Source organism: Marinomonas maritima, assembly GCF_024435075.2.
Taxonomy (GTDB): Bacteria; Pseudomonadota; Gammaproteobacteria; order Pseudomonadales; family Marinomonadaceae; genus Marinomonas; species Marinomonas maritima.
Genome location: NZ_JAMZEG020000002.1, coordinates 959,305 through 985,089, shown reverse-complemented (window position 1 = coordinate 985,089; position 25,785 = coordinate 959,305). Strand labels below are relative to the sequence as shown.

Sequence of the window (25,785 nt, the reverse complement as noted above, 5' to 3'; positions counted from 1 at the left end):
AAATTTAAACGTATTGCTTATCGGATCTTTATAGTAAATCTGCTCTAAATTGCAAAACGTCCTTGTTTAGCGGATAAGCAGTGTTGTAGTGACAGAATCATTTGGTACTTTAAAAAACTGGCTATAAGCCAGCTTAGTCATAAATTCCTTAGATTACTGCTGATTGAACTCAGTAAGGATTTCATTGTAACGACCAGACATTTGAATTTCCATCAAGCCTTTGTTAAATGCATCACGCAGTATTTCTGCATTTGGAATTGATTTAGAGATTAAAACGTATAGATCATTTTCTTCAAGAGGTGGAATGAGTATTTGCAGTTGGGATGCATCAATACCTTGAGCTTTGGCTGCTTCTTTAGCAACAGCCAAACTGTCTGCGTAAAGTTGCACCTCACCAGAATCTAACGCTTTAATGGCATCAGAAACTTCTTGGTATTCTTTGAGATTAGAAAATGTGAAATTATCAAAGGACTCACCGATTACAGAACCTTTAAGTTTCGCTATGCTGTATTGGTCTATAGATTCAAATGAACTGTAGTTAGTGAGAGGGAAGTCAGGCTTTTTGATCAGGCCAGCCAGCACTGTATAGATTGGAATAGAGTATAGGTATTCTTGAGCGCGCTCATCTGAGTAGTAACCACCTACAATGGCATCTTTATCGCCGCTTTTAACAGTGGAGAGTGCTGTTTGCCAAGCCGTAAACTCAATTGTGCTGTCATAGCCAGATTGAGTAAAGGCTTCATTAACAATAGCCGTTATGAATCCACCTTTTTCTAGACCCTCTCCGTAGAATGGAGGCCAGTTCATTGTTGTAAGTTCAACTGTTTGAGCTTGAATTGTAATTGGTAGAGCAATGGCGAGAGCAGAAAGAAATTTTGTAAGCTTTTTCACATGGTGTTCCTCTTTTTCAAATTGGATTTCATATTATTTGCACATTGTATGGGTGTTTCTTACTGATATTAGTAGCAAGCTCTGAGAAGTTCAGTCTGTCTGTCGTTTATTGGTAACTATCATCTCTGATTAAAATGAAGTGTATATCATTAGGAAAAATCGATTTTTATAGTGTTGTTCTTATCCGATCAAGCCAGTACTGACGTTCATCGCCTAATTCTTCTGATAAAACAAAGCCTTGCAGTTGTTGATTATCATCAATGAACAGCGCACGGGTTCCACGATTTGAATTTTCAATCTGCCAATGACCATTTAAATCGTGGGCAGGTGGATATAAGGTTAATGGGTAGGTTGTCGTTTTGACGATGACTGGCATCAATGGATAATTCACCATCGTTGGCCGACCTAATAAACAGTCGGCTAGTGCAGGTGATCCAGCATTGATTGGTGCCAAATAGGGCAATAGTTGTCCATTTATCTCTGCACAATCGCCAATAGCGAACACATCGGGTAGGTTGGTTCTCTGTCCACCGTTTATTGCGCAACAGCAGCGGGGCTTAACATTTATTTTCAGATACTCCGCTATCAATTGGAACAGACCAACTTCTGCGTTCAACAAGTATTTTTACCATTAGAGGATACTTCCATGACGACGGGGCTGGGCTCAAAAAAAATGTCTCCAGAGCTCACTGCTCAAAAAATTTGTATGGAATTGAAAATGCCATTCCTAATCTTATATCGGCAAAGTTAAACTTCTTAGGGTGCTGTTAAGATTGATCCCCGTTGTTGTAAAACGCATCATGAGAAAAAACTGAAAAAACTGAAAAAAGGAACGAAGCTGAGTGCGTATCTGTAATTGACTGCTTGCCCTCTAAGTTCTCCTTTAATAGTGGTTGATTTTAAGCATTGACTCTCAACCGATTAACCTTCAAAGCTTATTAGAGCAATGCTTTTTGTGAATACCGTTTGAGAAGGGTATTGCTGTTTTGTTAGTAATGAAAAACGTAATGGATAATGTTATCGGTTATGACCCTGTAGCTGGTAGGATGGACTAAGCTAGATGAATATGTGCTAGAAGAGATATTAAATGCTAATTTAGTGGTGTTCGTCTTTAAGATAATTGATTTCGATCATCAATGCAGGTGGGTAAGTTATATTTGAAAAGGTATAGCTGAAAGCTGACTTGGCTTTTATACGGAATATAGGTGCGAATGTTTTGCAAGGGTTTGAGCTTTAAGATCTATTTTTAAACCTTTAGACTTAGAAAAGGCATTGTATTTCATTTTTTTTAACCTCTCTTACGTTAAGTGCAAACCATTGATTCTAAAGCTATTGATAAATGCTCACCTGTGTAAGATACTTGTTTAGATATTTGTGTCCATTTTTTGTAGATAAAGGGAAGCTTATGCTCAGGAAAACCCTCGTTAGTATTGCTGTGTCAGGCGCACTATATGTGTCCAGCAGTTACGCATTAGAGCTGGGTGAGTTAACCTCTCAATCAAACTTGGATGAGCCTTATCGCGGGAAAATTGTACTTTCCGATGTAGGGTCATTAACAAACGATGATGTGTTAATTCGTTTAGGCAGTGAAAGCGAGTTTCGTCAAGCAGGATTCGCTCCGACTCGAGTCTTGTCTCAGCTTAAATTTGATGTCACTCGTGTAAATGGTGATTTAATCGTTGCTGTCTCTTCTGATAAACCTCTTCAAGTTGACGAACTGCGCTTTGTTTTAGCTGCTCGCTGGCCAAGTGGCCAAGTTGTTAGAGAGTATCAAACTCCGTTAAACCAATCTGCCTTGGTTAAAAAGTCTCAAAATGAAGTAGTGCAATCTGCTGCTGTTTCTTCAGCATCAAAAGATTCTGTTTTTCGTCAAGCTACGTTGTCTGCAGAACGAGTGTCTCCAAAAGGGCGGTTGAATGTCGTTAAAGGCAACACACTTTGGTCTATAGCTGGTCAAAATCGCCCTACGAATCAGCTAACTATTTATCAAACAATGATGGCGATACAGGCATTAAATAAAGACGCTTTCTATTCTGATAATATTAACCTTTTAAAAGAGGGGGCGATTTTGCGTTTACCAACGCAGGAACAAATTGCTCTTTTCAATAAGTCTATTTCGAAAGAAGAGTTTCAGCGTCAGCATGATGCTTGGATGGCTCTAAAAAGATCTAAAGGTCAGTCTTCTATTGAACAAGCCCAGTTAAATACACAGGCAAAAGCAAAAGCAGCCTCTAATGGTGTTGAAGCCGGTGGTGACAAACTCACTTTGGCTTCTGGGCAAAGTATTTTGCCTGAAAATGTGGCTAGCTCTAATACCGGTGATGACAAAAACTTGGCATTAAATGCCTTGCAAGGTGAACTGTCCGCTTCACAAGAAATGCTAGATAAAGAGAAGCGAGAAAAAGGTGAGCTTTCAGGTAAGTTAAGTGATTTGAATCAGCAGTTAGAAACATTAGAAAAGCTTATAAGCTTGAAAGATAAGCAAATGGCGGATTTGCAGCAGCAATTTACTAGTGCTCAACAAACTCTTCAAGAGCAGAAAAATACAGTAGACCAGCTTTTAGAGGCGGATCAGATTCGTAGAGAAAAAGAGCAAGCTGAAGCAGATTCTCTTGCTAATAAAATTTTCGGAAATCCAATTGTTGTTTCTATTGGTGCTGTCGTTCTTTTGTTGCTTGGTTTCTTAATCGGTCTGGTTATGCGTCGGGCTGGAAAAAAACAAGAGGAGCAAGAATCGTTAAAAAAGGATGAATTCGACCTCTCATCAGCAGCTGCTATTGCGCCAGTTGCTGCTGTAGCTGCTGCTGCCCAATACGTTGCCGATGATGAAGTTGAAGAAAAAAATGATGTGCAAGAAGAAGATCCATTTGCATTTGATTTTGGTACACCAGACGCAGATGATGGCCTTGATGATTTTGGTTCTTTTGACGAGGATATTGCTTCTGTTGATTTGCCTGACCGAACAGCAGATGAAGAAGTTGATTTGTCAGAAGATCCTGAGAGTGAATTTGAAAGCGCTTTAGATGAGGATGTTGATGATTCTGATGATGTATTTGCGTCATTTGATGAGGCCGATGATTTGTCTGAACCCGAGTTGGACATTGATGCTGAAGATGGCTTAGATGAGTTGGACGCATTTATTGAGGAAGATATTCCTACAATGACGCCGGATGTGATTGAAGCTGATATTGATTCAGAGGCCGAAATTGAAAGTGAAGAAGAGTCTTTCGTTTCTAGCTTATTGAATGATGTCGATCAGGAAGATACAGATGAAGCTTCTATTTTTAGCGGAACGCCAAACGACTCTTTAGCCAATTCGATAGAAGAAACATTGGCTGAAGCTCAGCAGGAAGACGACGAAATTGAAGTCCCTGCATTTGGAGAAGCCGAAGCCGCAGAAGATGAAGAGGTTAGCGACGAAGAAGAAGAGTTTGATTTTTTTGATGCGAGTGGTGACGAAGCGGCAACAAAATTAGATTTAGCAAGGGCCTATATGGATATGGGGGATGAAGAGGGTGCAAAAGTGATCCTTGATGATGTCATCGAGTCAGGAAATGAGAAACAAATTGCTGAAGCGCAGAATATGATGGAGCGAATGTTCCCAAGTGACTAAAAAAGTTGTACTAGTTGTTGAATATGATGGCTCTAAGTATAAGGGCTGGCAGGCACAAAAACGTGGTATTCCAAGTGTTCAGGAAAGTTTAGAAAAAGCATTGGCCGTGGTGGCAAATCATCCTGTTCGGGTGGTTTGTGCTGGCCGAACAGACTCCGGTGTCCATGCCAGTGCTCAAGTGGTTCATTTTGAAACCGATGCTGAACGAAATGAACGGGCGTGGACTTTAGGTGTTAATACTTACCTACCTTCTGATATTCGAGTGGTGGCAGCACGTTATGTCGCTGATGATTTTCATGCGCGCTTTAGTGCGTTAAGTCGTCGTTATCGATACGTGATTTACCAATCTTCTATTTGCCCGGCCATATTGGCTAATGGGGTGACATGGTCTTATAGAGCACTTGATGCGCAGGCAATGAAAGAGGCCGCTAGCGTATTTTTAGGTACTCATGATTTCTCTTCTTTTCGTGCAATTGGCTGTCAGGCCAATACGCCAATCCGAACGATTTTAAACTTTGATGTCCAGCAGGTAGGTCAATATATTATTCTTGATGTTAGGGCGAATGCATTTTTGCATCACATGATTAGGAATTTTGCTGGGGTCTTAATGTCGATCGGTGCGGGTGAAAAACCTATCGCTTGGGCGAAAAAAACCTTAGATGCTAAAGACCGTACTAAGGGTGGAATAACAGCACCACCAACTGGTTTGTATTTTGTAGATGTTGAATATCCGGAGCATTTTAATGTGCCTATTTGTAAGTTAGGGCCACATTTTTTGCCTTATATTGAAGAGTCAAATTATGACGTGCCAAGTTAAAATTTGTGGGATAACCAATATCGACGACGCGTTAATGGCGTGTCGCCTTGGTGCAAACGCATTGGGTTTTGTCTTTTATGAAAAAAGCCCTAGATATGTAACGCCAGACATCGCCAATTCTATAGTTGCGAAGCTTCCGCCTTTTATTACGCCCGTAGCTTTGTTTGTTGATGCGGATGCTTCTGTAATAGCTTCTGTTATTGACGGTAGTTCGCGCTGGATGATTCAGTTTCATGGTGCAGAATCAGAGGCCGAGTGTCTTTCTTATCAGCGACCTTATATGAAGGCGTTGAGAATAAAGAAAGGGGATGATGTGTCGACGTTAGTGGATGAATACCCAAGCGCCAGTGCAATGCTATTGGATGCTTATAAAGCAGGTATTCCTGGCGGTACAGGTGAAGTGTTTGATTGGTCGTTGATACCGAAGGTATTATCTAAGCCAATTGTACTGGCTGGAGGTTTGACGCCAAATAACGTTGAACAGGCGATAAAACAAGTTGCTCCTTACGCTGTTGATGTAAGTGGGGGGGTTGAATTGTCTAAAGGCATAAAGAGTGAGTCTAAGGTTCGAGAATTTATTAATGGAGCAAAATGTGGATAGCAACGATATTAATCTAGATTTACCTGATTCCCATGGTCGTTTTGGTCCCTATGGCGGCGTGTTTGTTTCAGAAACATTGATGTCAGCGCTGGACGATCTGACCAAAATGTATGAGACGTTATCAAAAGACAGTGCTTTCCAAGACGCATTCGATTATGACTTGGCACATTATGTAGGTCGCCCATCACCGCTTTATTTTGCTCAGCGCCTAACAGAAAAAGCCGGAGGGGCAAAGATTTACCTAAAACGTGAAGATTTAAATCATACGGGTGCGCACAAAATAAACAATACGATTGGCCAAGCATTGCTTGCTAAGCATATGGGCAAACCAAATATTATTGCTGAAACGGGCGCTGGTCAGCATGGCGTAGCATCTGCCACTGTAGCGGCTCGTTTAGGGTTAAAGTGCAAGGTGTTTATGGGAGCGGAGGATATTCGTCGCCAATCACTGAACGTTTATCGCATGAAGCTACTCGGTGCAGAAGTTATTTCTGTTGAATCGGGCACTAAGACATTGAAAGATGCGCTTAATGAAGCGATGCGTTATTGGGTCGGTAATGTGGATGATACTTTTTATATTATTGGCACTGCCGCAGGTCCTCATCCATATCCTAAATTAGTGCGAGATTTCCAGGCCGTTATTGGTCGTGAAACCAAAGCTCAATGCTTAGCTCAAGAAGGGCGTTTACCCGATGCGCTTGTTGCTTGCGTCGGTGGTGGTTCAAATGCCATTGGTATGTTTCATCCTTTCATAAAAGATGAAAGCGTTGCTATGTATGGCGTAGAAGCTGGCGGGGATGGAATCGAAACGGGTCGTCACGCCGCGCCTTTATCTGCGGGTCGTCCTGGCGTATTACATGGCAACCGTACTTACGTAATGGCGGATGATGACGGTCAAATTATCGGCACTCATTCTATTTCAGCTGGCTTGGATTACCCCGGTGTTGGCCCTGAACATGCTTGGCTTAAAGACATTGGCCGCGCTAATTATGTTGCTATCAATGATGATGAGGCAATGGACGGTTTTCGTGATTTAACTCGGTTAGAAGGTATTATGCCTGCATTAGAGTCCAGTCACGCGGTGGCTTACGGTATGAAATTAGCGGCAACGATGGAGAAAGATAAGATTGTTGTTATCAATCTTTCAGGTCGTGGTGATAAAGACATTCTTACTGTTGCAGAAATAGACGGGATTGAAGTATGAGTCGCATCAAACAATGTTTTGAAAATTTAGCAAAATCTGGTAAAAAGGCGCTTATTCCTTATATTACCGGAGGTGATCCGGCGCCTGATTATACGGTTACTATGATGAATGCTTTGGTTGCTGCAGGGGCTGACATTATTGAAATTGGCATGCCTTTTTCAGACCCGATGGCGGATGGTCCAGTCATTCAGTTGGCTTGTGAACGTAGCTTGGCGGCGGGTACCAGTGTTAAAAAAGTATTGCAAATTATTACTGAGTTTAGGCGTACCGATAAGCAAACGCCGATTGTTTTGATGGGGTATTTGAATCCAATTGAGTTCTTTGGTTATCAGGCTTTTTCGGATGCGGCAAAAGAAGCAGGTGTTGATGGTATTTTATTAGTCGATCTGACTCCAGAAGAGGCGATAGATGTAGTAGAATGCTTCCGAGATAATGAGATTGACCTTATTTATTTGTTGTCACCAACGACGACATCGGAACGTGCAAAGAAAATTTGTAAGTTAGCATCAGGCTACGTTTATTACGTTTCGGTGAAAGGGGTGACGGGATCTGCTGAATTAGATGTCGATAGCGTTAAAGAACATGTGGATTCTTTACGAACTATAACTACGTTGCCAATTGGTGTTGGTTTTGGTATTCGTGATGCAAAAACCGCAGCAGCTGTAAGTAAATGTGCTGATGGTGTAATTGTCGGCAGTGTATTAGTAAACGCTATTGCTGAAAATAAAGATCGTCAAAAAGAATATATAGCTGACGCTTTAGGGTCTATTTTAGCGCCAATGCGTAGTGAAATGGACGCGTAAGCGGCAGCAAATCAGAAATGTGGAGAATTAAATGAGTAGCTGGTTAGATAAATTTGTACCTTCCATCGTGCGCAGTGAATCAAAGCGCGCTACAACAGGCACCGTGCCTGAAGGTCTTTGGAAAAAGTGTCCAAAGTGTGAAAATGTTCTATACCGTCCGGAGCTAGAAAAAAACTTAGATGTTTGTCCAAAATGTAATCATCATCTCCGTGTTGGTGCTCGCCGACGTTTGGATATTTTCTTGGACAAAGAAGGACGCCATGAAATTGGTGCGCATCTCGAACCAGAAGACAAATTAAAATTCAAAGATACAAAGCGTTATAAAGACCGCATTGTTGATGCTCAAAAAAAGACGGGTGAAAAAGACGCTCTAGTCGCAATGCAAGGCGTGCTAAATGGTATGCCAGTGGTTGCTGTTGCGTTTGAGTTTAGTTTTTTGGGCGGTTCGATGGGGGCGATTGTTGGAGAGCGTTTTATTCAAGCAGTCAATGTTTGTCTTGAAAAGCGTATTCCACTTATTTGTTTCTCAGCTTCTGGTGGCGCTCGTATGCAAGAGGCGCTTATCTCTTTGATGCAAATGGCAAAAACCAGTGCGGGCTTAGAGCGTATGAAGCAAGAAGGCATCCCATACATTTCTGTTATGACAGATCCTGTTTTTGGTGGTGTTTCTGCCTCTTTGGCGATGTTGGGTGATTTGAACGTTGCAGAGCCGAATGCTTTGATTGGTTTTGCTGGGCCTCGAGTTATTGAGCAAACCGTACGTGAAAAGCTGCCAGAAGGGTTCCAACGTAGCGAATTTTTATTAGATAAAGGCGCGTTAGATATGATCATCAAACGTGATGAAATTCGTGATCGTTTGTACAACATTCTATCTTTGCTCACTCATAAGGTTGCTTAATTAAATGACGCACACGTCATTATCGAGTTGGCTTTCATATATTGAAAGCCAACATCCTTCTGAAATAGAACTGGGTCTAGAAAGAGGGAGTAAGGTATTAACTAGATTAAATTTATCTAGGCCAAAAATTAACGTCATAACAGTGGCAGGCACCAATGGCAAAGGTTCCACCTGCGCTATGTTGACTCAATACCTCTGTACACAAAACTATTCTGTCGGTACTTATACATCCCCGCATTTTCTTGATTTTAATGAGCGCATCGCTTTAAACAATCGCTCTTGTGATGATGATCTTATTTGTCGTGCATTTGAAGCGATTGAAGCGGCACGAGAAAACATCTCATTAACGTATTTTGAGTTCAGTACTCTCGCGGCTCTATGGATTTTTGATCAATCCAAGCTGGACTACTGGGTGCTAGAGGTTGGATTGGGTGGGCGTTTAGATTCAGTCAATATGATTGACACTGATGTGGCAGTGGTGACATCAATTTCCTTGGATCATATCGATTGGCTAGGGGATAACATTGATGTTATTGCTCGCGAAAAAGCAGGCATAGCGAGAAAGGATAAGTTGTTGATCAGTGGTGTGGTTAATCCACCAGGCTCCATCGCGACGACGGCATTGGACGTGGGTGCACACTTGCGTCAAAAGGGGATTGATTTTAGTTTTACTTCAAATCAAAGTGAGTGGGCATGGACTGGCAATGGCGTTCAATTCAATAATTTGCCGATACCATCCTTGCCGCTACAGAATGCTGCAACCGTAATTGCGGTGTTGGTTTTTATGGGGCTTGCCCCTGCTCAAGAGGATTTGGTCACATTGTTCCGCACTGCGCAATTAACGGGGCGCTTTCAGCAAGTTGCTTCTTCTCCTGATATATACATTGATGTGGCGCATAACCCAGAAGCCGCGGTGGAGCTTGCTCACCGCGTGAGCCATTTCCCACGTCAACCTGTTGCAGTGTGCGGCATGTTAAAAGACAAAGACATAGACGGTGTGATGACCCATCTTGCGGAGAGCTTTTCTGATTGGTTCTGCGCTGACTTAGCAGGGGCAAGAGGGGCAAGAGCCGATGAATTGGTTGAGCATATTATGCAATGCTCACCCAGTCTGCTTCCTACAGTGAAGGCTTTTGGTTCTGTGCATGACGCGTTTGATGCCGCTTTGACTAAGGCGAAAGAGGAGCAACGTTCAGTTATTGTTTTTGGCTCTTTTGTCACCGTCTCGAATTATTTGGCGCTTAGTCAATTGAAGAGTGATTTATGATAGATAGAACCATAACATACAGACTTATTGGTGCCGGTATCATGGTGCTGTCCGCTGCGGTAATACTGCCATTAGTTTTAGATGGTGAGCGTCCAGCTGAGCTGGATGTTCAAGTTCAGGTAACGTCACCGCCGGCTTTCCCTATTTTAGACATTGCCCCAGTCAAGCCTGCAGACAGTTTACCGATTGAATCGAATAGCGCAGACAATAAAGCAGTAGGCGAAATTCGCCTTATTCCTGTTCCACAGTCAGCAAAAGATATTGAAAGCATCCGTAACGCTGAATCTAAGACACCTCAAGCTGATAATAATCCTGTAGTAACTGCGTCAGCTAAGAAAGTATCACCTGAAAAGGTTGCAGAACGTTGGGTGCTTCAAATTGCAACGTTTAAAAGCAAAGACAACGCAATTCGTCTGGTCGAAAAGCTTAAAGACTCAGATTACGATGCTTATAGTTTAACGACAAATTCGCTCTATAAGGTATACGTTGGTCCTGAATTCAAAAGGGAAACCTCTGAAAAAATGCGTGAAGAAATTAAGAAAAAATTTAGCTTAACTGGCATTGTTGTTAAGTATTCAGTGAATTAGTACGAGGTTTTTGTCCTCAGTATTTGGAAAATGTCAGTCATCTGTTAAACTGCGCAGCGATTTTTAGAGGTGTTCATGGAGCAAGTAAATTCAATGTCGACGATTGACTGGTTGATTATTGCCGTAGTGATTCTTTCCACACTGCTAAGTTTGAAAAGAGGGTTTGTAAAAGAAGTACTATCGCTTCTTACTTGGGTTATTGCCTTTATCGTATCGATAAAATTCTCTGACCAAATGCAAACTCTGTTACTTGATCAAGTTCAAAATGATCAGATTCGTTATATTGTTTCTTTTGTTTCTCTGTTTATAGCAACCTTGGTAGTAGGGGCGTTAGTCAGCTTTTTACTAGGCTCCCTGATTCAAGTAACAGGCTTGTCGAGCACCGATAGAGTATTAGGCATGCTCTTTGGTTTCGCGCGAGGCAGCTTGATTGTTGTGGCTTTTGTCTCTTTGTTGAGTCTAAGTCCTGCTATAGAGAAAACAGAGTTTTGGAAAACATCACAATTGATCCCTCAATTGGGGCAGTTGAATGACTGGACGCGTGATATGTTAGGCAAGAGTTCGGATCTTATGGATTCAACTCTCATTGACCGCGCCCTTGGCAATTAGCTGCTGAACATCGCAGCCAAATAAAGAAAGAACCTTGCGGCATTTGTCGCAATCCCCCAACACGAGGATCTAGAGCATGTGTGGTATCGTTGGTGTCGTAGGCACGTCTGTGGTTAACCAAGCAATTTTTGATGCGTTAACCGTTCTTCAGCATCGTGGGCAAGATGCTGCAGGTATGGTAACCAGCCATAACGGACGATTATGCTTGCGCAAAGACAATGGTCCGGTGAGTGAAGTGTTTCGCACTCGCCATATGAAAAAACTCCAAGGAAATATAGGGATAGGTCATGTTCGCTATCCAACGGCTGGAACATCCAGTTCAGCAGAAGCTCAACCTTTCTATGTTAACTCTCCTTACGGTATTTCCCTTGCACACAATGGCAACTTAACAAATACGACTAAACTGAAGCGTGAGGTGTTTGAGTCTGACTTGCGTCACATCAATACTACTTCTGACTCTGAAGTGCTCGTAAACGTATTGGCCCATGAGCTCCATCAAGAAGGAAAATTAATTCCTACGCCAGAAGATATTTTTAATGCGCTTGAGCGTGTTTATAAACGTATTGAAGGTGGTTATGCGGTTGTTACTCTGATTACTGGTTATGGTATTTTGGCGTTCCGTGATCCTGATGGTATTCGGCCATTGATTTACGGTTCTAAGCAAACCGAGTCTGGTCTTGAATACATGGTGGCTTCTGAAAGTGTTGCGCTTGACGCGGCAGGCTTTAAAGTCGAACGTGATATTCAACCAGGAGAAGCAATCTTTTTTGATGTAAATCATAAGGTTCATGTGCGTCAATGTACGCCTAAAAAAGTTGCTCGTCCTTGTTTGTTTGAATACGTTTACTTTGCTCGACCGGACACTGTTATTGATAATATTTCGGTTTATAAAGCGCGAATTAATATGGGCGATCGCCTTGCCGCGAAAATCCAGCGTGAGTGGAAAGGCATTGATATCGATGTAGTTATCCCCATTCCTGATACCAGCCGTACGGCTGCTCTGCAAATCGCACAAGCATTGAATATTCCGTTCCGTGAAGGCTTGGTAAAAAACCGCTACATTGGTCGTACCTTTATTATGCCGGGCCAAGAAATTCGCAAAAAATCGGTTCGTCAAAAATTAAATCCAGTGCCTTATGAGTTTAAAGACAAAACAGTCTTGTTGGTTGATGATTCCATTGTTCGCGGTACAACGAGTAAAGAGATCATCGAAATGGCAAGAGAAGCGGGTGCGAAAAAAGTATATATCGCTTCAGCGGCACCGGAAGTTCGTTATCCAAATGTATATGGCATTGACATGCCAGCAGCGCATGAACTGATTGCCCATAACCGTAATGTTGATGAGATTTGCACGTTAATTGGCGCAGATAAGTTGATCTTTCAAGACTTAGGTGATTTGATCGAAGCATGTATTGATGAAAAACACTCTGACGTTCGAGAGTTCGATACATCTGTATTTGATGCAACTTATATAACTGGCAATATTGATAGTGCGTATTTGGCCAGTATTGAAGGGGCGCGCAATGATTTGAATAAGTCTGCTATCGAAGATATGCAGAGTAGCGATATGATGCATCCTATGTAATATTTGCAGTATCTCGTGACGGATTTAACTAAGCCAGGTCACGCCTGGCTTAGTTGCATTTGGGGAAAATTTTAAGAATGGCTTTGGAGTAAAAAAATGTCTGACTATAAAGACACAACGAATGCGATTCATGTGGGCATTCGCCAAACACAAGAGCAAGAAAACAGCGAAGCCATTTTTATGACCTCGAGCTTTGCTTATAGTAGTGCAGAAGAGGCGGCAGGAAAGTTTTCAGGAGAGGAAGACGGAAATATTTATTCTCGTTTTACAAACCCTACGGTTGCGCTGTTCGAAAAACGTTTAGCGGCGCTCGAAAAAGGCGAAGCTTCCATCGCGACAAGTTCAGGTATGGCCGCGTTAATGACGCTAGCTTATAGTTTATTAAGCGCCGGTGATCGCGTGGTTTGCTCGCGTAACATTTTTGGTTCAACCGTTAAGTTTTTTAATACCTATACAACAAAGTTCGGTGTTGAAGTCATATACGTTGATGCAACAGACTACGCCGCATGGGAAGCAGCGATTAACGAGAAGACACGGTTTTGTTATTTTGAAACGCCCTCCAACCCTCTTTATGAGGTCGTTGACGTCGCACGTGTGTCGGCGTTAGCTCATGCCAAAGGTGCGTTGCTTTGCGTGGACACCGTGTTGGCGACTCCAGCATTGCAAAATCCGTTGACGCAAGGTGCGGACATCGTTATGCAGTCTGCGACCAAGTTTATTGATGGGCAAGGGCGCTGTTTGGGCGGTGCCTTGATTGCTAGCCAAGAGATTGTCGATGTTTTTACTGCGTTTATGCGTAGTGCGGGCCCCTGTATGAGTCCATTTAATGCCTGGGTGTTATTGAATGGTTTAGAGACATTGTCTTTGCGTATGACGGCGCACTCATTAAATGCCTTAAAATTGGCTGAGTATTTAGAGGCGCATTCTAAAGTGCTTAAAGTGAATTATGGTGGATTACCAAGTCATAAATATCATGAATTGGCTAAGCAGCAGCAAAAAGATTTTGGTGGCTTGTTATCGTTTGAAGTCGAAGGTGGTCGTGAAGCCGCATGGCGCGTCATTAACGGCACAAAATTGATGTCGATTACCGGTAATTTAGGCGATACGAAAACTTTGGTTACTCATCCTGCAACAACGACTCATGGTCGATTAACGGACGAAGAAAAAGCCAAAGCGGGGATTACCGAAGGTTTGATTCGTGTATCGGTTGGGTTAGAAGATATTGACGATATTATTGCAGACATAGACTTTGCCCTAGCGCAATTGTCTTAAATGCACATAGTTTAATAATATAGGCAAAAAATGGCTTTAGAATAATCTCTAAAGCCATTTTTTATACGAATTACCCTATCTTTTTAGTTGCCTTTGTCTGTGCTGTTTTCTTCTGGCTCAATTTTCTCTTGTTCAATGGTCGCTTCTTGTAAGGCTTCCAACTGCTTTCTTTCTTTTTTGCGATAACCTAATACGAGCAAACAAGGTGTCAGTATGAGTGTTAGCGGCGTCGCAAAAGTCAGTCCACCAGCAATCGCGGTTGATAGTTGTGTCCACCATTGCGCAGAGGGCGCACCCACACTTAATGATTGATGAATTAAATCAATGTTTAATTGGAACACCATAGGAATTAAACCAAGAATAGTGGTAATTGTAGTCAGCATTACTGGCCTTAAACGCTGTACGCCAGTACGGATAGCGGCTTCACGAACCATCATTCCTTGTTTGCGTAATCCGTTGAAGGTGTCAATTAAAACGATATTGTTATTTACCACGATCCCCGCCAACGCAATAACACCAACGCCGCTCATAACAATACCGAAGGGTTGGCCTTTCATCATGAGTCCGATAAGTACGCCCATCGTCGAAAAAATAACGGCGCTTAGGATTAACAAGCATTGGAAGAAGTTATTGAACTGAGTGACCAGAATTATAGCCATAATAAAGAAAGCAACACCAAAAGCTTTCATTAAAAACATCATGGATTTTTGCTGATCTTCTGTATTGCCACGAAATTCATAGCTGACAGTTTTATCGATATTGGCGGCATCAAGCTTGATTTTAATGGCCTTGATAACTTCATCAACCACTAGGCCATCTTTGACATCGGCATCAATTTTAATGGTTTTCTTTCCGTCTGTTCTGTTTATTATTCCTTGTTTTGGTGCTGCATAGCGCTGAATAAAGTTGCTCGCAGGTATGCTTCCTTGATTCGTCGGGATTTGTAACTGGTCTAACTGATCTAAACTACGTTGATTTACAGGATAGCGCAGCACAATATCAATTTTGTCGTCGGCGCCATCCGGTAAGAAATCACTTAATGTAATGCCTGTGGTAACTAGCTTAATCACATTCCCTAAGCTGTTCACATCAACGCCGTATCGACTAGCTTCAGCGCGATTTATATCAATACGCCATTCGATTCCCGGTAGAGACCTATCATCGCTTACGGTGATAATCTCTTCTCTCTCGAGCAATTTTTTAGTGATTGCGTCGGCTGCAAGATTTAGGGCGACTGAATAATTTGAGCTAAGTTGTAGTTGAATATCTGCACCAGATTGTGGACCGCCTTGCTCTTTTTCGGCACTGACTTCGATACCTGGAATTTGTTTGGTTCTCTCTCGAATACGATCCAAAATAACGCTGGCAGAATCTCGTTTGTACCAATCAATAAACTCCATACTGATTGAGCCAATGCTGTCAGGAGCCGCGCTGTTGCCTGGCGTAGCATACGACGTTGTCACGACACTTTTAAGTTCTGGCGTCCCAATTACCTGTCGCTCAACTTGCTTTACCAGCGCATCTTTTTCGTCAAGAGAAAGGTCGCCACGGGCGCGAATGTCTAAATTCGCAGATTCTGGCTCAATATTTGGGAAAAATTCCACGCCCTTTCCGAATTGCCCATAACTGGCAAAAACGCTAATAAGCAGGGTGATAGTGAACAAGAGAACCCAAATAGGGCGCTCTACTAGACGGGTAAGTACTCGGCCGTATAAGCCGGTTGGGCCTGTAAGCTGGCTCAGGTCACCTGTTTCAGTAATACGTAACGTGTGCATGGTCTTTTCACTGTAAGCACCTTTTTTACCAATGATAGATCCAATGGTAGGCAATACAATGAGCGCCATAACAAGAGATGATGACAGCGTCGCTATAATAGTAATTGGCATGTAACGCATAAATTCGCCAACGATGTCAGGCCAAAATAATAGTGGCATGAAAACAGCGAGAGTGGTTGCAGTGGACGCTGTAATTGGCCACGCCATACGTTTGGCGGCTTCGCTATAAGCCTGACGTTTTGAGGCGCCTTCTGCCAGCTTTCGGTCAGCGTATTCTGTTACAACAATGGCACCGTCAACCAGCATGCCGACACTGAGTATTAAGGCAAATAGCACAACCATGTTGATGGTGTAGCCTTGTAAATCCAAAATCAAGATGCCAGATAAAAACGCACCAGGAATGGCTAAACCGACTAATAAAGCGCTACGAATACCAAGTGCCCAAACGATGACAATCATGACTAGTAGAGTGGCAGCTAAGACGTTGTTGAATAAATCGTTGAGTGATGTCTCGATGTCTGTTGATTTATCACCGGTTAGGTTGTATTCAACGCCATCAGGCCATTGTTCGCTTTCGTTTTTTACTACGGCTTTAACGGCTTCAATGGTCTCAATGATGTTAACGCCAACGCGTTTTGAAACCGCTAAAGTAATGCTGCGCTTACCTTCTACACGAGCATAGCTGCTTGGGTCTTCAAAGGTTAGTTCGCCAGTGGCAATGTCACCTAAAAGCACCACTTGGTCGCCATCGGCTTTTATTGGTAGATTAAGAATGTCTTCTTTGGTTTTTAGTAAACCTGGAACCTTAAGAGAAAATCGCCCTGCGCCAGTATCTAAGTTGCCGGCGGCAACCAAGCGATTGTTACCTGAAACAAAGTTCGCTACATCGGCAAGAGAAAGATTGTAGGATTCTAGTTGTTCAGGACGAATAATTATTTGTGCTTGCTGATCTCTGTCACCGCTTATGCTGGCTTCTAATACACCGTCCACGGCTTCAATTGAGTCTCGTAGGTTTTTCGCCGTACGGCTAAGGGTAGCAAAACTGACGTTGCCGGATAAATTAACGCGCAATACAGGGAAGGTTGAGAGGTTTATTTCGGAGACAGTTGGTTCATCTGCATCATCCGGTAGTTCACTTTTAGCTCGATCAACTTTGTCTTTTGCATCGCTAATCGCTTGATCGATGTCTACGCCAGACTCGAATTCAAGAATAATAGACGCGTGGCCTTCAGAGGCGGTCGATTTAAGCTCTTTTAATCCTTCTAAGCCTTTGAGCTCTTTTTCTAAAGGGTGTACTAATAAACTGTCTGCATCTTCTGGCGAAATACCTTCTAAGGAAACAGAAACATACGCCATTGGGATGGTGATGTCTGGATCACTTTCTTTGGCTATTTCAATATAAGAAACCGTGCCCATGATGAGTATCAGGACAAAAAACATCATTACGGTGCGTGAGCGAGCTAAGGCCGCCTCAATCAATGTTTGCATGTTGAGCCTCCCTTAGTTTTGATAGTGTGCATCGACTTTATCGCCAGCAGACACAAACCCTTGTCCGACAGTAATAATATTGACGTTATCGGGTAGGCCGCTAACCCAAACTTGATTTCGTTCAGATTTGACTATCTCGACAGGTGAGATAACAACTTTATTATCAATGTCGATTGTCTTAATGGCGGTTCTGCCTGTGTTGTCGAGTGTTAATAAGGCAGGGGAGAAGGCGTGTGCTTTTTGCTCGTCTAAAATGAAATCAACCGCAGCAGTTAGTCCCGCTGGAATAACGTTCTCTGGGTTATCTACTTGCATTTCGACACTAATCGTTCGGCTAGATTCATTGGCCGTGGTACTGATGTAAGAAACAAAACCTTCCGCTTCATAACCAGACTCAAGGCGAATATTTCCTTGTGTACCTAGTTTAACTTGTTGAATCTTATTTTGCGGAATATTGACGCTGACTCTGATAGGGTTCAAAGACACTAATGTACCAACTGATGCGCCGACCGATAGCACTTGTCCTTCTTGAACATCCAGCGTATTTAGTACACCGGAAAAAGGAGCGGTCAGGTTCGCATTTTCTAAATCCACCGACAAAGCACGTTCAACCGATTTGGCTGAGGCAAGGTCGGTTTCAGCTTGTGCAACATTAACCTTGGATGAAAGATTATTGGCCGCAAGTTTTTTCATGCCATCTAACTCAAGTGTTCTTTGCTTTACTAAAAGGCGAGCTTGTTCAATTTGAACCTTTAGAGTACGAGTATCTATCTGGACAATAGGACTGCCCTTTTTTACAAAATCACCTTTTTCGACTGGTAACTTGATGATTCGGCCTTGAAAGCTGTTTGTTAACAGCAAGGTCTCATCCGCTAGTGTTTTCCCGCTTAAAGGTAAGTGCATTTCAATGGATTTCGCAATTAGTGTTTTGGCCTGAACTGAATAAGCAAGTTTAGCCTCAGCCGTTTGTGATGAAATGGTATTTTCTTTGGGCGTCGATTCAGTTGGACTAACCGTAATGCCATTGCCACCAAAATACATCCAACCGACGGTTGCTGCGGCGATAACAACGGCTGCTATCGGTCCTACTTTACTTTTTAACTCCATTTATGGCTCCATGAAATAGAATGTTTTTGTTGTATTAAAGACAGTATATTCGTAAAAAATGATGAAGGAATATGTTTTATTTAATCTTTGTAAAGATCATAACAACTTTAATACGTCATTTTATGACAAAAATTGCTAATTTTATTTTCTAACAACAAAACCCTCTTTCTTTTTTAGCATTTGACGACCTGTATTTACTGAACCTTCACTTAGAAGGATGATACTATATTGCCACAAAATTTTTACATTATATGGGTAGATATGAGTCTATTGTCGTTAGAACAGATTAGTGTTGCTTTTGGGCATAATCCACTGCTGTCAAAAATTAGTTTTTCAGCGGACGCTGGCGAGCGTGTTGCTATTATCGGCCGTAATGGCGCAGGTAAATCCACTTTATTGAAAGTCATCTCTGGTGAACAAGTTGCCGACGAAGGCATGGTTCGCATTGAAGGGGGAATGAAAGTTGCGCAGCTTCCACAAGAGCTGCCAGCGGCCAATGAAAAAACGGTTCGTGAAGTCGTAAGTGAAGGCGCAGGCCAAGCTCATACTTTGATGGCGCGTTATTTTAAATTATTAGAAGATTTCGAGAATGACCACTCAAATGAATTAGGTGACATTCAAACCGAGCTAGACAAAATTCAAGGCTGGGATCTTGAGCAACGAGTGAATCACATGATTCAACGTTTGGCTCTTCCTGCTGATAAGTTGATGTCGGAGTTGTCAGGTGGTTGGCGTCGTCGTGTTATTTTGGCGCAAGCGTTAATTTCTAATCCTGATGTACTACTGCTAGACGAACCAACAAACCATTTGGACGTACCAACGATTGAGTGGATGGAGCAACAGCTTCAACAATTTCGTGGCTTGATTCTCTTTATTACCCATGATCGTCGCTTTCTTGAAAAACTGGCCAATCGTATTATTGAGTTAGATCGCGGTAACTTAATTTCATTTAGCGGCAGCATTCATGCGTTTTTGGCTTTCAAAGAAAAAATGTTGGAAGAAGAAGAGCGTGCAAATGCATTGTTTGACAAGCGCTTAGCAGAAGAGGAAGTGTGGATTCGTCAAGGTATCAAAGCTCGTCGTACTCGTAACGAGGGTCGAGTTCGTGCTTTGGAGGCGTTGCGAGATGAACGTTCTGAGCGTATAGGTCGTCAAGGTAATGCGAAAATGGCGATTGAGACCAAAGATAAATCCGGCAAGCTAGTCGCCGAATTTACTCAAGTGAGCCACTCCTTTGATGACAAAGTCATTTTACAGCCTATGGATCTGGTTGTTTCTCGTGGTGATCGCATAGGTCTGATTGGACCAAATGGTTGTGGTAAGAGTACTTTTCTGAAGATTCTCTTAGGAAACTTAGAGCCTTCTTCTGGCAAGGTTCACCAAGGTACCAAACTAAACATCGCTTACTTTGACCAATTGCGCGAACAGTTAGACCCAGAGCAAACCGTGGCGGAAAACGTTGGTGAAGGCAAAGACGTTATTGAGATTAATGGTCAAAACAAACACGTTATTGGTTATCTTGGTGACTTCCTTTTCCCTCCAGAACGAGCGCGTACGCCAGTAAAAGCTTTGTCTGGTGGTGAACGAAATCGCGTGTTGTTGGCGAAATTATTTACTCGTCCAGCCAATCTTTTGATAATGGATGAGCCGACCAACGACCTAGATGTAGAAACATTGGAACTGCTCGAAGAGCTGTTAATGAACTACGATGGCACCTTGTTATTGGTAAGTCATGATCGTGCTTTCCTTGATAACGTTGTTACAAGCGTGATCGCGTTTGAAGGCGAAGGCAAAGTCAAAGAATACGTCGGCGGTTATCAAGACTGGATTCGTCAAGGTGGTAAGTTCCCAACGGAATCGACGTCTCAGACGAATGATGAGCCAACCAAAAAAGAAAAAGCCAAACTAGAGGCAAAGAAAGAAGCTGCGTCAGCGGTTAAGCCGAAAGCAAAGCTAAGCTACAAACTGCAGCGTGAATTTGAAAATATGCCAGAAGCCATTGCTACGTTGGAACGAGACATAGCGTCTCTTCATGTTACAACAAGCGCAGCGGATTTCTATGCAGGTGATGCAGAACAAGTGCAAAAAATCTTGGCGAAAGTGTCACACAAAGAACATGAGCTTGAAACAACGATGGAGCGTTGGCTTGAGCTTGAAGAAATGAAAAACGGGTAATTTATGACGCAAAAAATAAAAGTAGTTTCTTTTGTGCCACGTTTCTTTGGTGCTTTCGGTCAGTTTTTCAAATACATGGGGAGCGGCGATTATGCCGCTCGCTGTCAGCAAGTGAATAAAGGCGAGCTCTTCGCTTTTGAAACTGAGCCGACGGTCATTACTGAAACAGTTGAAGTGATTCGTGAAATTGAAGTGATGGCACCCGCTTTGGACACGGTTAACGAAGACGGTGCACACCAATTGCTGCTGCTTTTACAGCAAGAAGCGCGTTTCATCGATTTTCTTCAAGAGAGCATTGATGATTATACGGATGTCGATGTTGGCGCAGCAGCACGCCAAATTCATGCGGGTTGCTCTAAAGTATTGACGCAGCACTTTACCATCGAAGTGGTGAATTCCGCGGTGGAAAATAGTCGAATTGAGATACCAGCCGATTACGATGCTAAGCAGATCAAATTGGAAGGCCGAGTGGAGGGCGCTGGTCCTTATACCGGTACTTTGATTCATCCTGGTTGGAAAGTCACAGACACGCGTTTACCGAAAGTGACGAATACCGAAAGCCTAACTATTTTGGCGCCAGCCGAAGTCGAGGTATAACCCATGAGCGACTATTTTATTGGTATCGATTTAGGTACCACGCATTCTGCTGTCTATTATTCCCAATCGAGTCAATCCCAAGTAGGACGTATTCAACAACTGCCTATCCCGCAATTTATCGCGCCTGGCCAAGTCGATTCTCGGCCTTTATTACCTTCTTTTGTTTACTTTCCTCATAGCACTGAATTCTTAGAAAGTGACTTACTGTTGCCGTGGGGGAAAGCTCATTCGATTGTAGGCCAATTAGCACGTGAGTTGGGTGCTAAGTCGTCTGGTCGTTTAGTACAAAGTGCAAAAAGTTGGTTGTGTCATTCTCGTGTTGGCGCGGATGAAAATGTGCTTCCTGTTGATGCGCTTGAAGAAGTTGAAAAAATCTCTCCTGCTGCGGTGACTGAAGTTTTGTTAACGCATCTTGTAAATGCTTGGAAAGTTTCTTTTCCAGATGCGCCTATCACAGAGCAAAACGTAGTCATTACCGTGCCGGCGTCATTTGACCCTGCGGCTCGTGCGATTACCGAGCAATCAGCAGAACGAGTCGGCTTACGAGCGCGCTTGATAGAAGAACCGCTGGCCGCGTTTTATGCGTGGCTGAGTGATCAAAAAAATTGGACGGATAATTTAACCGTTAACGAACATATTTTAGTGGTCGATGTGGGGGGTGGAACCACAGATTTGTCTTTGATCCAAGCCGTTGAGAAAAATGGCGCATTAGGTCTAGAGCGCGTAGCGGTTGGTCGTCACATACTATTAGGTGGCGACAATATGGACATGGCCTTAACCTATCATTTGGCGGCTCAACTTGCGCAAAGTGGCACTCACCTTGAGCCTTGGCAGATCACCGGCTTAACCCAAGTCTGTCGTGAAGCCAAAGAGCGTTTGTTATCTAATCCAGATGTTGCTGAAACCAGTGTCGTCGTACCGAGTCGCGGTCGTAGCTTGTTTAATAACAGTGTCAAAGCCATGTTAACTCAAGCCGATGTTCAGCAACTGTTGATTGATGGTTTCTTTCCTCAAGTTCAGTTAGGTGAGCAGGCTCATAAAGTTGCTCGTAGTGGTTTTAGCACCATCAATTTAGATTATGAAGGCGATCCAGCCATCACTCGGCACATCAGTGAATTTTTATCTCTGCACGATGTGACGCCGAGTAAAATATTATTAAACGGTGGAGTGTTCAACGCGACGGTGATACGCACTACGCTAGAGGCTCGTTTACAGAGTCTATTGGGTGGCATAACGTTAACGATGTTGACGCCTTCACACTTAGATTATGCAGTAGCCAAAGGCGCAACCTATTACGCCCAAGTTCAAGCGGAAGGCGGTGTTAAGGTCAAAAGCGGATTAGCGTCAAATTACTACATTGGTGTTGCCAGCCCAATGCCAGCAATTCCTGGCATGGCACCGCCGGTTGATGCTATTTGCGTCGCACCATTTGGTTTAGAAGAGGGTTCAGAGGAGCAGATGCTACCCAATGAATTCTCTCTTGTGGTCGGTGAAAACGTTATATTTCGTTTTTTCCAATCCAAGCACAATGAAGTGGATGCTGTTGGTAAAGTCGTGTCTGCTTTCTCATTGGGGCAGTTAAATGAATTGAGTCCTTTGTCGGTTCGTTTGGACGCTGGACATTATCAGGCGGGTGAGATGGTGCGGGTTTATCTAACTGCTCGAGTTACTGAGTTGGGCTTATTGTTATTACAAGCGCACGACACACAGTCTGATTTAAACTGGACTATTGAGTTTCAAGTTAGAGAGACCTAAATTATGGCGCAACCAGCTTTTGGCTCTTCTTATCGAGTGGGAATTGATCTAGGGACGACTAACTGTGTCGTTTCTTACCTTTCATCGACGAGTCTGGATTCTGATCGAGCTGCACCGACACTATTGCCCATTCCTCAAGTAATGAGCGATGGCTCTGTGCAGGAGTTTGATTACTTGCCGAGTGCAATTTACCTGCTGGCCAACGATGAGATAGGAAAAATGGTTCCTGTTTTACCTTGGCGTCATCATGAGAAAGAGTGTGTCGTTGGCATGGGGGCATTAGCCTTAGGCCAACGTCGAGCAGGGCAATTAGTACAGAGTGCAAAAAGCTGGTTGAGTCATCGACAAGTCGATCGGCGCTCAGCAATTCTTCCCTGGGGCAGTGATTCAGTAAAAAAACTCAGTCCATTACAAGCCAGTAAGTTACTTCTTTTACACATCAAACAAAGCTGGAATCATCGGTTTCCTGACGCGCTTTTAGAGTTACAAACCGTCGCGTTAACCTTGCCAGCATCGTTTGACGAAGAAGCACGTGCGTTGACGTTAGAAGCCGCTAAATTGGCTGGTTTAGAAGATCTTTATCTATTAGAAGAACCGCAAGCAGCTTGCTATCACTACATCAGTGATGATGAAAAACTGGCGTCTTTGGCTGATAAGAAAATGCTGTTAGTGGTTGATATTGGTGGGGGCACAAGTGATTTTAGTTTGGTTGCCATACGATCTTCCGCGAAAACCAATAAACAAGGTGCGGCGATTTCATTAAAGCGCGTCGCAGTCGGTGAACACTTGTTGCTTGGTGGCGATAATCTTGATCAAGCCTTAGCGTTTCAGCTTGACCCCAAACAAATTTCAGCGTTATCCGTGTCTCGTCTCGCCGCGCTGGTTCAGCAAACGCGCCAAGCTAAAGAAAATCTATTGGGCGTTAACGCGCCAGAATCCTTGAGTATTACGGTATTGGGCGGAGGCAGTCGTCTGATTGGCGGCTCACAGAAATTTGATGTTTCAAGAAACGCATTATTAGCGCAAATGAGTACGGGTTTCTTTCCTCTTGTGGAAGCGAATGATCCGGTACAAAAAAACGCTTACGCCATGCATACGTTAGGTTTGCCGTACGAATCTGATCCTGCGTTCACGCGTCATTTAGCGGCATTTTTGCAACAACACAAAGCCGTCATTGAAATCGCCACTGGCTCGACTATGCCAGATGCCGTGTTGTTTAACGGTGGGTTGTTTAATAGCCCAGTGTTAAAAGCCCGTTTGCTAGCGCAATTAAATGCTTGGTCAAATACTCCGATATTAGCCTGCTCTGCCGACGAACCAAACGAGGCGGTTGCAAAAGGTGCGGCGATGTATTTAAACGCCTTGGCGGGAGAAAGTACACGAGTTGAAAGTGGCGTGGCACACAGCTTGTATTTGAAACTTGGGGATGATCAATTTGTTAGTATTTTACCCAAAGACACGTTAAAAGGTGAAACGCTGCTTTTAGAGCAAGATTTTTTTGTCACATTGGGTCAACAAGTTCAATTTCCTTTGTATCGTTCCGATGATCATCTTGAATGTGTCGTGGGGGAAGTGCGAAAAGAAAATGGCCTACATTACATCTCTAATTTAGCAACAGAATTAGACAGTACAGAAGAGAATACAGAGTTGTCTGTTTCAATGTCGGTGCAAATGACCGAAGTGGGTGTGCTTCAAGTTCTTTTGAATAGCAATGACACGCGCGATCAGTGGCGCTTGGATTTTTCCACATCTAAGCAAGAGCCAAATAACGACTCCGACACTGATACATTGTTACATTCCAATATGGGTCAAGCAGAAGAGCATCTGACGCACTGTTTTTCTGCTGCGGGACAAAAACAGAATCCTGACTTGGTGAAGGCGCTCAAACAAGACCTTGATCAATTATTAGGCAAACGCGATGACTGGAACCTGGCGACATCTCGTCGCTTGGTTGATAAATTGTTGAGCTTAAAGTCTGGCCGCCTAAAAAGTGCTCAGCATGAACGTCAATGGTTGCAGTTGATTGGCTATTGTTTACGCCCAGGCTATGGCGCAGCGGACGATTTGTTGCGTGTACAGCAAGTGATTAACGCTACCAAAGCAGGCACCCAGTTTGATAGTGCACCAGTTTGGGGGCAATATTGGACCTTGTATCGCCGTATTGCAGGCGGTATGTCGATTGATCAGCAGCACGTATTGTTTAAGCAATTCAGTCAATATTACTCGCCAACCGGACAACGCTCCCGTGATAAAATGAAGGCGCTGACGACCAAGTCCAGTGACGATCTGATTCGCCTTGTTGGTGCGCTGGAGGGGTTGCCGAGTGAAGACAAAGCAACCACGATTGGTTGGCTGCTGAAGCGTTTGCAAAAAAGCTCTGAGCCGGACACTGCTTGGTGGACGATAGGGCGAATTGCCTCTCGCCATCTATTGTCTGCTAAACAAGAGCAACGAATTGCAGAAGACAAACTGTTTCCGATTTTAGAGGTTGTTTTAAAAGAAGATTGGAAAAAGCGCAAGCAAGCAGGGCTGGCGGCCGTTTTAATGAGCCAAGTCAGTGTAGGTGAATCCGATAAGCTCAGCGCTTTGCGTAAAAAAGTGGCTAATAAACTCAAAAAAGACAAATGCCCCGAACAATGGGTTGAGCGTCTTGAGAGTCAAATCGAAATAAACAATGACGAGCTAAATGCATTGGTAGGCGAGAGTTTACCGATTGGTCTACGGTTGTCGTTGAGTTAACA

General features: G+C 43.2%; 19 protein-coding genes. 15 read left to right on the top strand and 4 right to left on the bottom strand.

Translation table 11 applies throughout. The features are described from left to right. Nucleotides 1-153: 153 nt before the first annotated feature. Entirely contained in the window at nt 154-891 is a 738-nt protein-coding gene (locus tag M3I01_RS10685; protein ID WP_255895863.1) for a substrate-binding periplasmic protein, read from the bottom strand. 166 nt (nt 892-1,057) lie between these two features. After that, a complete protein-coding gene (locus M3I01_RS10680) occupies nt 1,058-1,510 on the bottom strand; it encodes a hypothetical protein (protein WP_255895862.1) in 453 nt (150 codons plus the stop codon). A 786-nt stretch (nt 1,511-2,296) separates the two neighbouring features. Here M3I01_RS10680 and M3I01_RS10675 point away from each other — a divergent pair. The 11 genes from M3I01_RS10675 (at nt 2,297) to M3I01_RS10625 (ending at nt 14,147) form a co-directional block, all read left to right on the top strand. Beyond that, a complete protein-coding gene (locus M3I01_RS10675) occupies nt 2,297-4,504 on the top strand; it encodes a FimV/HubP family polar landmark protein (RefSeq protein WP_255895861.1) in 2,208 nt (735 codons plus the stop codon). Next, nucleotides 4,497-5,321 carry a tRNA pseudouridine(38-40) synthase TruA gene (truA, locus tag M3I01_RS10670; RefSeq protein WP_255895860.1) on the top strand — a complete coding sequence of 275 codons (825 nt, stop codon included), beginning with the start codon at nt 4,497-4,499 and terminating at the stop codon, nt 5,319-5,321. Before M3I01_RS10675 ends, truA begins: the two co-directional genes overlap by 8 nt. Then, nucleotides 5,305-5,922, top strand: coding sequence for a phosphoribosylanthranilate isomerase (locus M3I01_RS10665; RefSeq protein ID WP_255895859.1), 618 nt, complete (start codon nt 5,305-5,307; stop codon nt 5,920-5,922). The genes truA and M3I01_RS10665 overlap by 17 nt, the downstream gene beginning before the upstream one ends. Beyond that, nucleotides 5,903-7,126: a tryptophan synthase subunit beta gene (gene trpB / locus M3I01_RS10660; RefSeq protein WP_255895858.1), complete on the top strand. Its 1,224-nt coding sequence runs from the start codon at nt 5,903-5,905 to the stop codon at nt 7,124-7,126. Before M3I01_RS10665 ends, trpB begins: the two co-directional genes overlap by 20 nt. Further along, nucleotides 7,123-7,929 carry a tryptophan synthase subunit alpha gene (gene trpA / locus M3I01_RS10655; RefSeq protein ID WP_255895857.1) on the top strand — a complete coding sequence of 269 codons (807 nt, stop codon included), beginning with the start codon at nt 7,123-7,125 and terminating at the stop codon, nt 7,927-7,929. Before trpB ends, trpA begins: the two co-directional genes overlap by 4 nt. Before the next feature lie 31 nt (nt 7,930-7,960). Beyond that, the gene (accD, locus tag M3I01_RS10650; protein WP_112138963.1) at nt 7,961-8,827 is read left to right on the top strand and encodes an acetyl-CoA carboxylase, carboxyltransferase subunit beta; all 867 of its coding nucleotides are present in this window, start codon (nt 7,961-7,963) and stop codon (nt 8,825-8,827) included. Between the two features lie 4 nt (nt 8,828-8,831). Continuing rightward, on the top strand, nt 8,832-10,094 hold the full coding sequence (gene folC, locus M3I01_RS10645) for a bifunctional tetrahydrofolate synthase/dihydrofolate synthase (RefSeq protein WP_255895856.1): 1,263 nt from the start codon (nt 8,832-8,834) through the stop codon (nt 10,092-10,094). Continuing rightward, nucleotides 10,091-10,681, top strand: coding sequence for an SPOR domain-containing protein (locus M3I01_RS10640; RefSeq protein WP_255895855.1), 591 nt, complete (start codon nt 10,091-10,093; stop codon nt 10,679-10,681). The genes folC and M3I01_RS10640 overlap by 4 nt, the downstream gene beginning before the upstream one ends. A gap of 75 nt (nt 10,682-10,756) precedes the next feature. Further along, nucleotides 10,757-11,290, top strand: coding sequence for a CvpA family protein (locus tag M3I01_RS10635; protein ID WP_112138959.1), 534 nt, complete (start codon nt 10,757-10,759; stop codon nt 11,288-11,290). A 76-nt stretch (nt 11,291-11,366) separates the two neighbouring features. After that, nucleotides 11,367-12,875, top strand: coding sequence for an amidophosphoribosyltransferase (gene purF / locus M3I01_RS10630; protein ID WP_255895854.1), 1,509 nt, complete (start codon nt 11,367-11,369; stop codon nt 12,873-12,875). 96 nt (nt 12,876-12,971) lie between these two features. Next, complete coding sequence (locus M3I01_RS10625; RefSeq protein ID WP_255895853.1) at nt 12,972-14,147, top strand: O-succinylhomoserine sulfhydrylase; 1,176 nt, start codon at nt 12,972-12,974, stop codon at nt 14,145-14,147. A gap of 83 nt (nt 14,148-14,230) precedes the next feature. On the opposite strand, the gene M3I01_RS10620 is transcribed toward M3I01_RS10625, so the two are convergent. Together M3I01_RS10620 and M3I01_RS10615 are read right to left on the bottom strand one after the other, a co-directional pair. Then, nucleotides 14,231-17,410: an efflux RND transporter permease subunit gene (locus tag M3I01_RS10620; RefSeq protein WP_255895852.1), complete on the bottom strand. Its 3,180-nt coding sequence runs from the start codon at nt 17,408-17,410 to the stop codon at nt 14,231-14,233. A 12-nt stretch (nt 17,411-17,422) separates the two neighbouring features. Further along, nucleotides 17,423-18,517: an efflux RND transporter periplasmic adaptor subunit gene (locus tag M3I01_RS10615; RefSeq protein WP_255895851.1), complete on the bottom strand. Its 1,095-nt coding sequence runs from the start codon at nt 18,515-18,517 to the stop codon at nt 17,423-17,425. 261 nt (nt 18,518-18,778) lie between these two features. On the opposite strand from M3I01_RS10615, the gene M3I01_RS10610 reads away from it, so the two are divergent. Genes M3I01_RS10610 through M3I01_RS10595 form a run of 4 tightly spaced genes read left to right on the top strand, consistent with a single transcriptional unit; the run spans nt 18,779 to nt 25,783 of the window. Continuing rightward, on the top strand, nt 18,779-20,692 hold the full coding sequence (locus M3I01_RS10610; RefSeq protein ID WP_255895850.1) for an ATP-binding cassette domain-containing protein: 1,914 nt from the start codon (nt 18,779-18,781) through the stop codon (nt 20,690-20,692). 3 nt (nt 20,693-20,695) lie between these two features. Next, nucleotides 20,696-21,289: a DUF2760 domain-containing protein gene (locus M3I01_RS10605; protein ID WP_255895849.1), complete on the top strand. Its 594-nt coding sequence runs from the start codon at nt 20,696-20,698 to the stop codon at nt 21,287-21,289. 3 nt (nt 21,290-21,292) lie between these two features. Then, the gene (locus M3I01_RS10600) at nt 21,293-23,044 is read left to right on the top strand and encodes an Hsp70 family protein (RefSeq protein ID WP_255895848.1); all 1,752 of its coding nucleotides are present in this window, start codon (nt 21,293-21,295) and stop codon (nt 23,042-23,044) included. 3 nt (nt 23,045-23,047) lie between these two features. Next, the gene (locus M3I01_RS10595) at nt 23,048-25,783 is read left to right on the top strand and encodes a hsp70 family protein (RefSeq protein WP_255895847.1); all 2,736 of its coding nucleotides are present in this window, start codon (nt 23,048-23,050) and stop codon (nt 25,781-25,783) included. Nucleotides 25,784-25,785 lie beyond the last annotated feature (2 nt).

Bases quoted from the DNA above. Each gene is read 5' to 3' on its own strand.
- M3I01_RS10625 (WP_255895853.1), top strand. From the start codon at position 12,972: ATGTCTGACTATAAAGACACAACGAATGCGATTCATGTGGGCATTCGC.
- M3I01_RS10635 (WP_112138959.1), top strand. From the start codon at position 10,757: ATGGAGCAAGTAAATTCAATGTCGACGATTGACTGGTTGATTATTGCC.
- M3I01_RS10620 (WP_255895852.1), bottom strand. From the start codon at position 17,410: ATGCAAACATTGATTGAGGCGGCCTTAGCTCGCTCACGCACCGTAATG.
- M3I01_RS10675 (WP_255895861.1), top strand. From the start codon at position 2,297: ATGCTCAGGAAAACCCTCGTTAGTATTGCTGTGTCAGGCGCACTATAT.
- M3I01_RS10600 (WP_255895848.1), top strand. From the start codon at position 21,293: ATGAGCGACTATTTTATTGGTATCGATTTAGGTACCACGCATTCTGCT.
- trpA (WP_255895857.1), top strand. From the start codon at position 7,123: ATGAGTCGCATCAAACAATGTTTTGAAAATTTAGCAAAATCTGGTAAA.
- M3I01_RS10615 (WP_255895851.1), bottom strand. From the start codon at position 18,517: ATGGAGTTAAAAAGTAAAGTAGGACCGATAGCAGCCGTTGTTATCGCC.
- M3I01_RS10640 (WP_255895855.1), top strand. From the start codon at position 10,091: ATGATAGATAGAACCATAACATACAGACTTATTGGTGCCGGTATCATG.
- folC (WP_255895856.1), top strand. From the start codon at position 8,832: ATGACGCACACGTCATTATCGAGTTGGCTTTCATATATTGAAAGCCAA.
- M3I01_RS10605 (WP_255895849.1), top strand. From the start codon at position 20,696: ATGACGCAAAAAATAAAAGTAGTTTCTTTTGTGCCACGTTTCTTTGGT.
- purF (WP_255895854.1), top strand. From the start codon at position 11,367: ATGTGTGGTATCGTTGGTGTCGTAGGCACGTCTGTGGTTAACCAAGCA.
- M3I01_RS10665 (WP_255895859.1), top strand. From the start codon at position 5,305: ATGACGTGCCAAGTTAAAATTTGTGGGATAACCAATATCGACGACGCG.
- trpB (WP_255895858.1), top strand. From the start codon at position 5,903: ATGGAGCAAAATGTGGATAGCAACGATATTAATCTAGATTTACCTGAT.
- accD (WP_112138963.1), top strand. From the start codon at position 7,961: ATGAGTAGCTGGTTAGATAAATTTGTACCTTCCATCGTGCGCAGTGAA.
- M3I01_RS10610 (WP_255895850.1), top strand. From the start codon at position 18,779: ATGAGTCTATTGTCGTTAGAACAGATTAGTGTTGCTTTTGGGCATAAT.
- M3I01_RS10595 (WP_255895847.1), top strand. From the start codon at position 23,048: ATGGCGCAACCAGCTTTTGGCTCTTCTTATCGAGTGGGAATTGATCTA.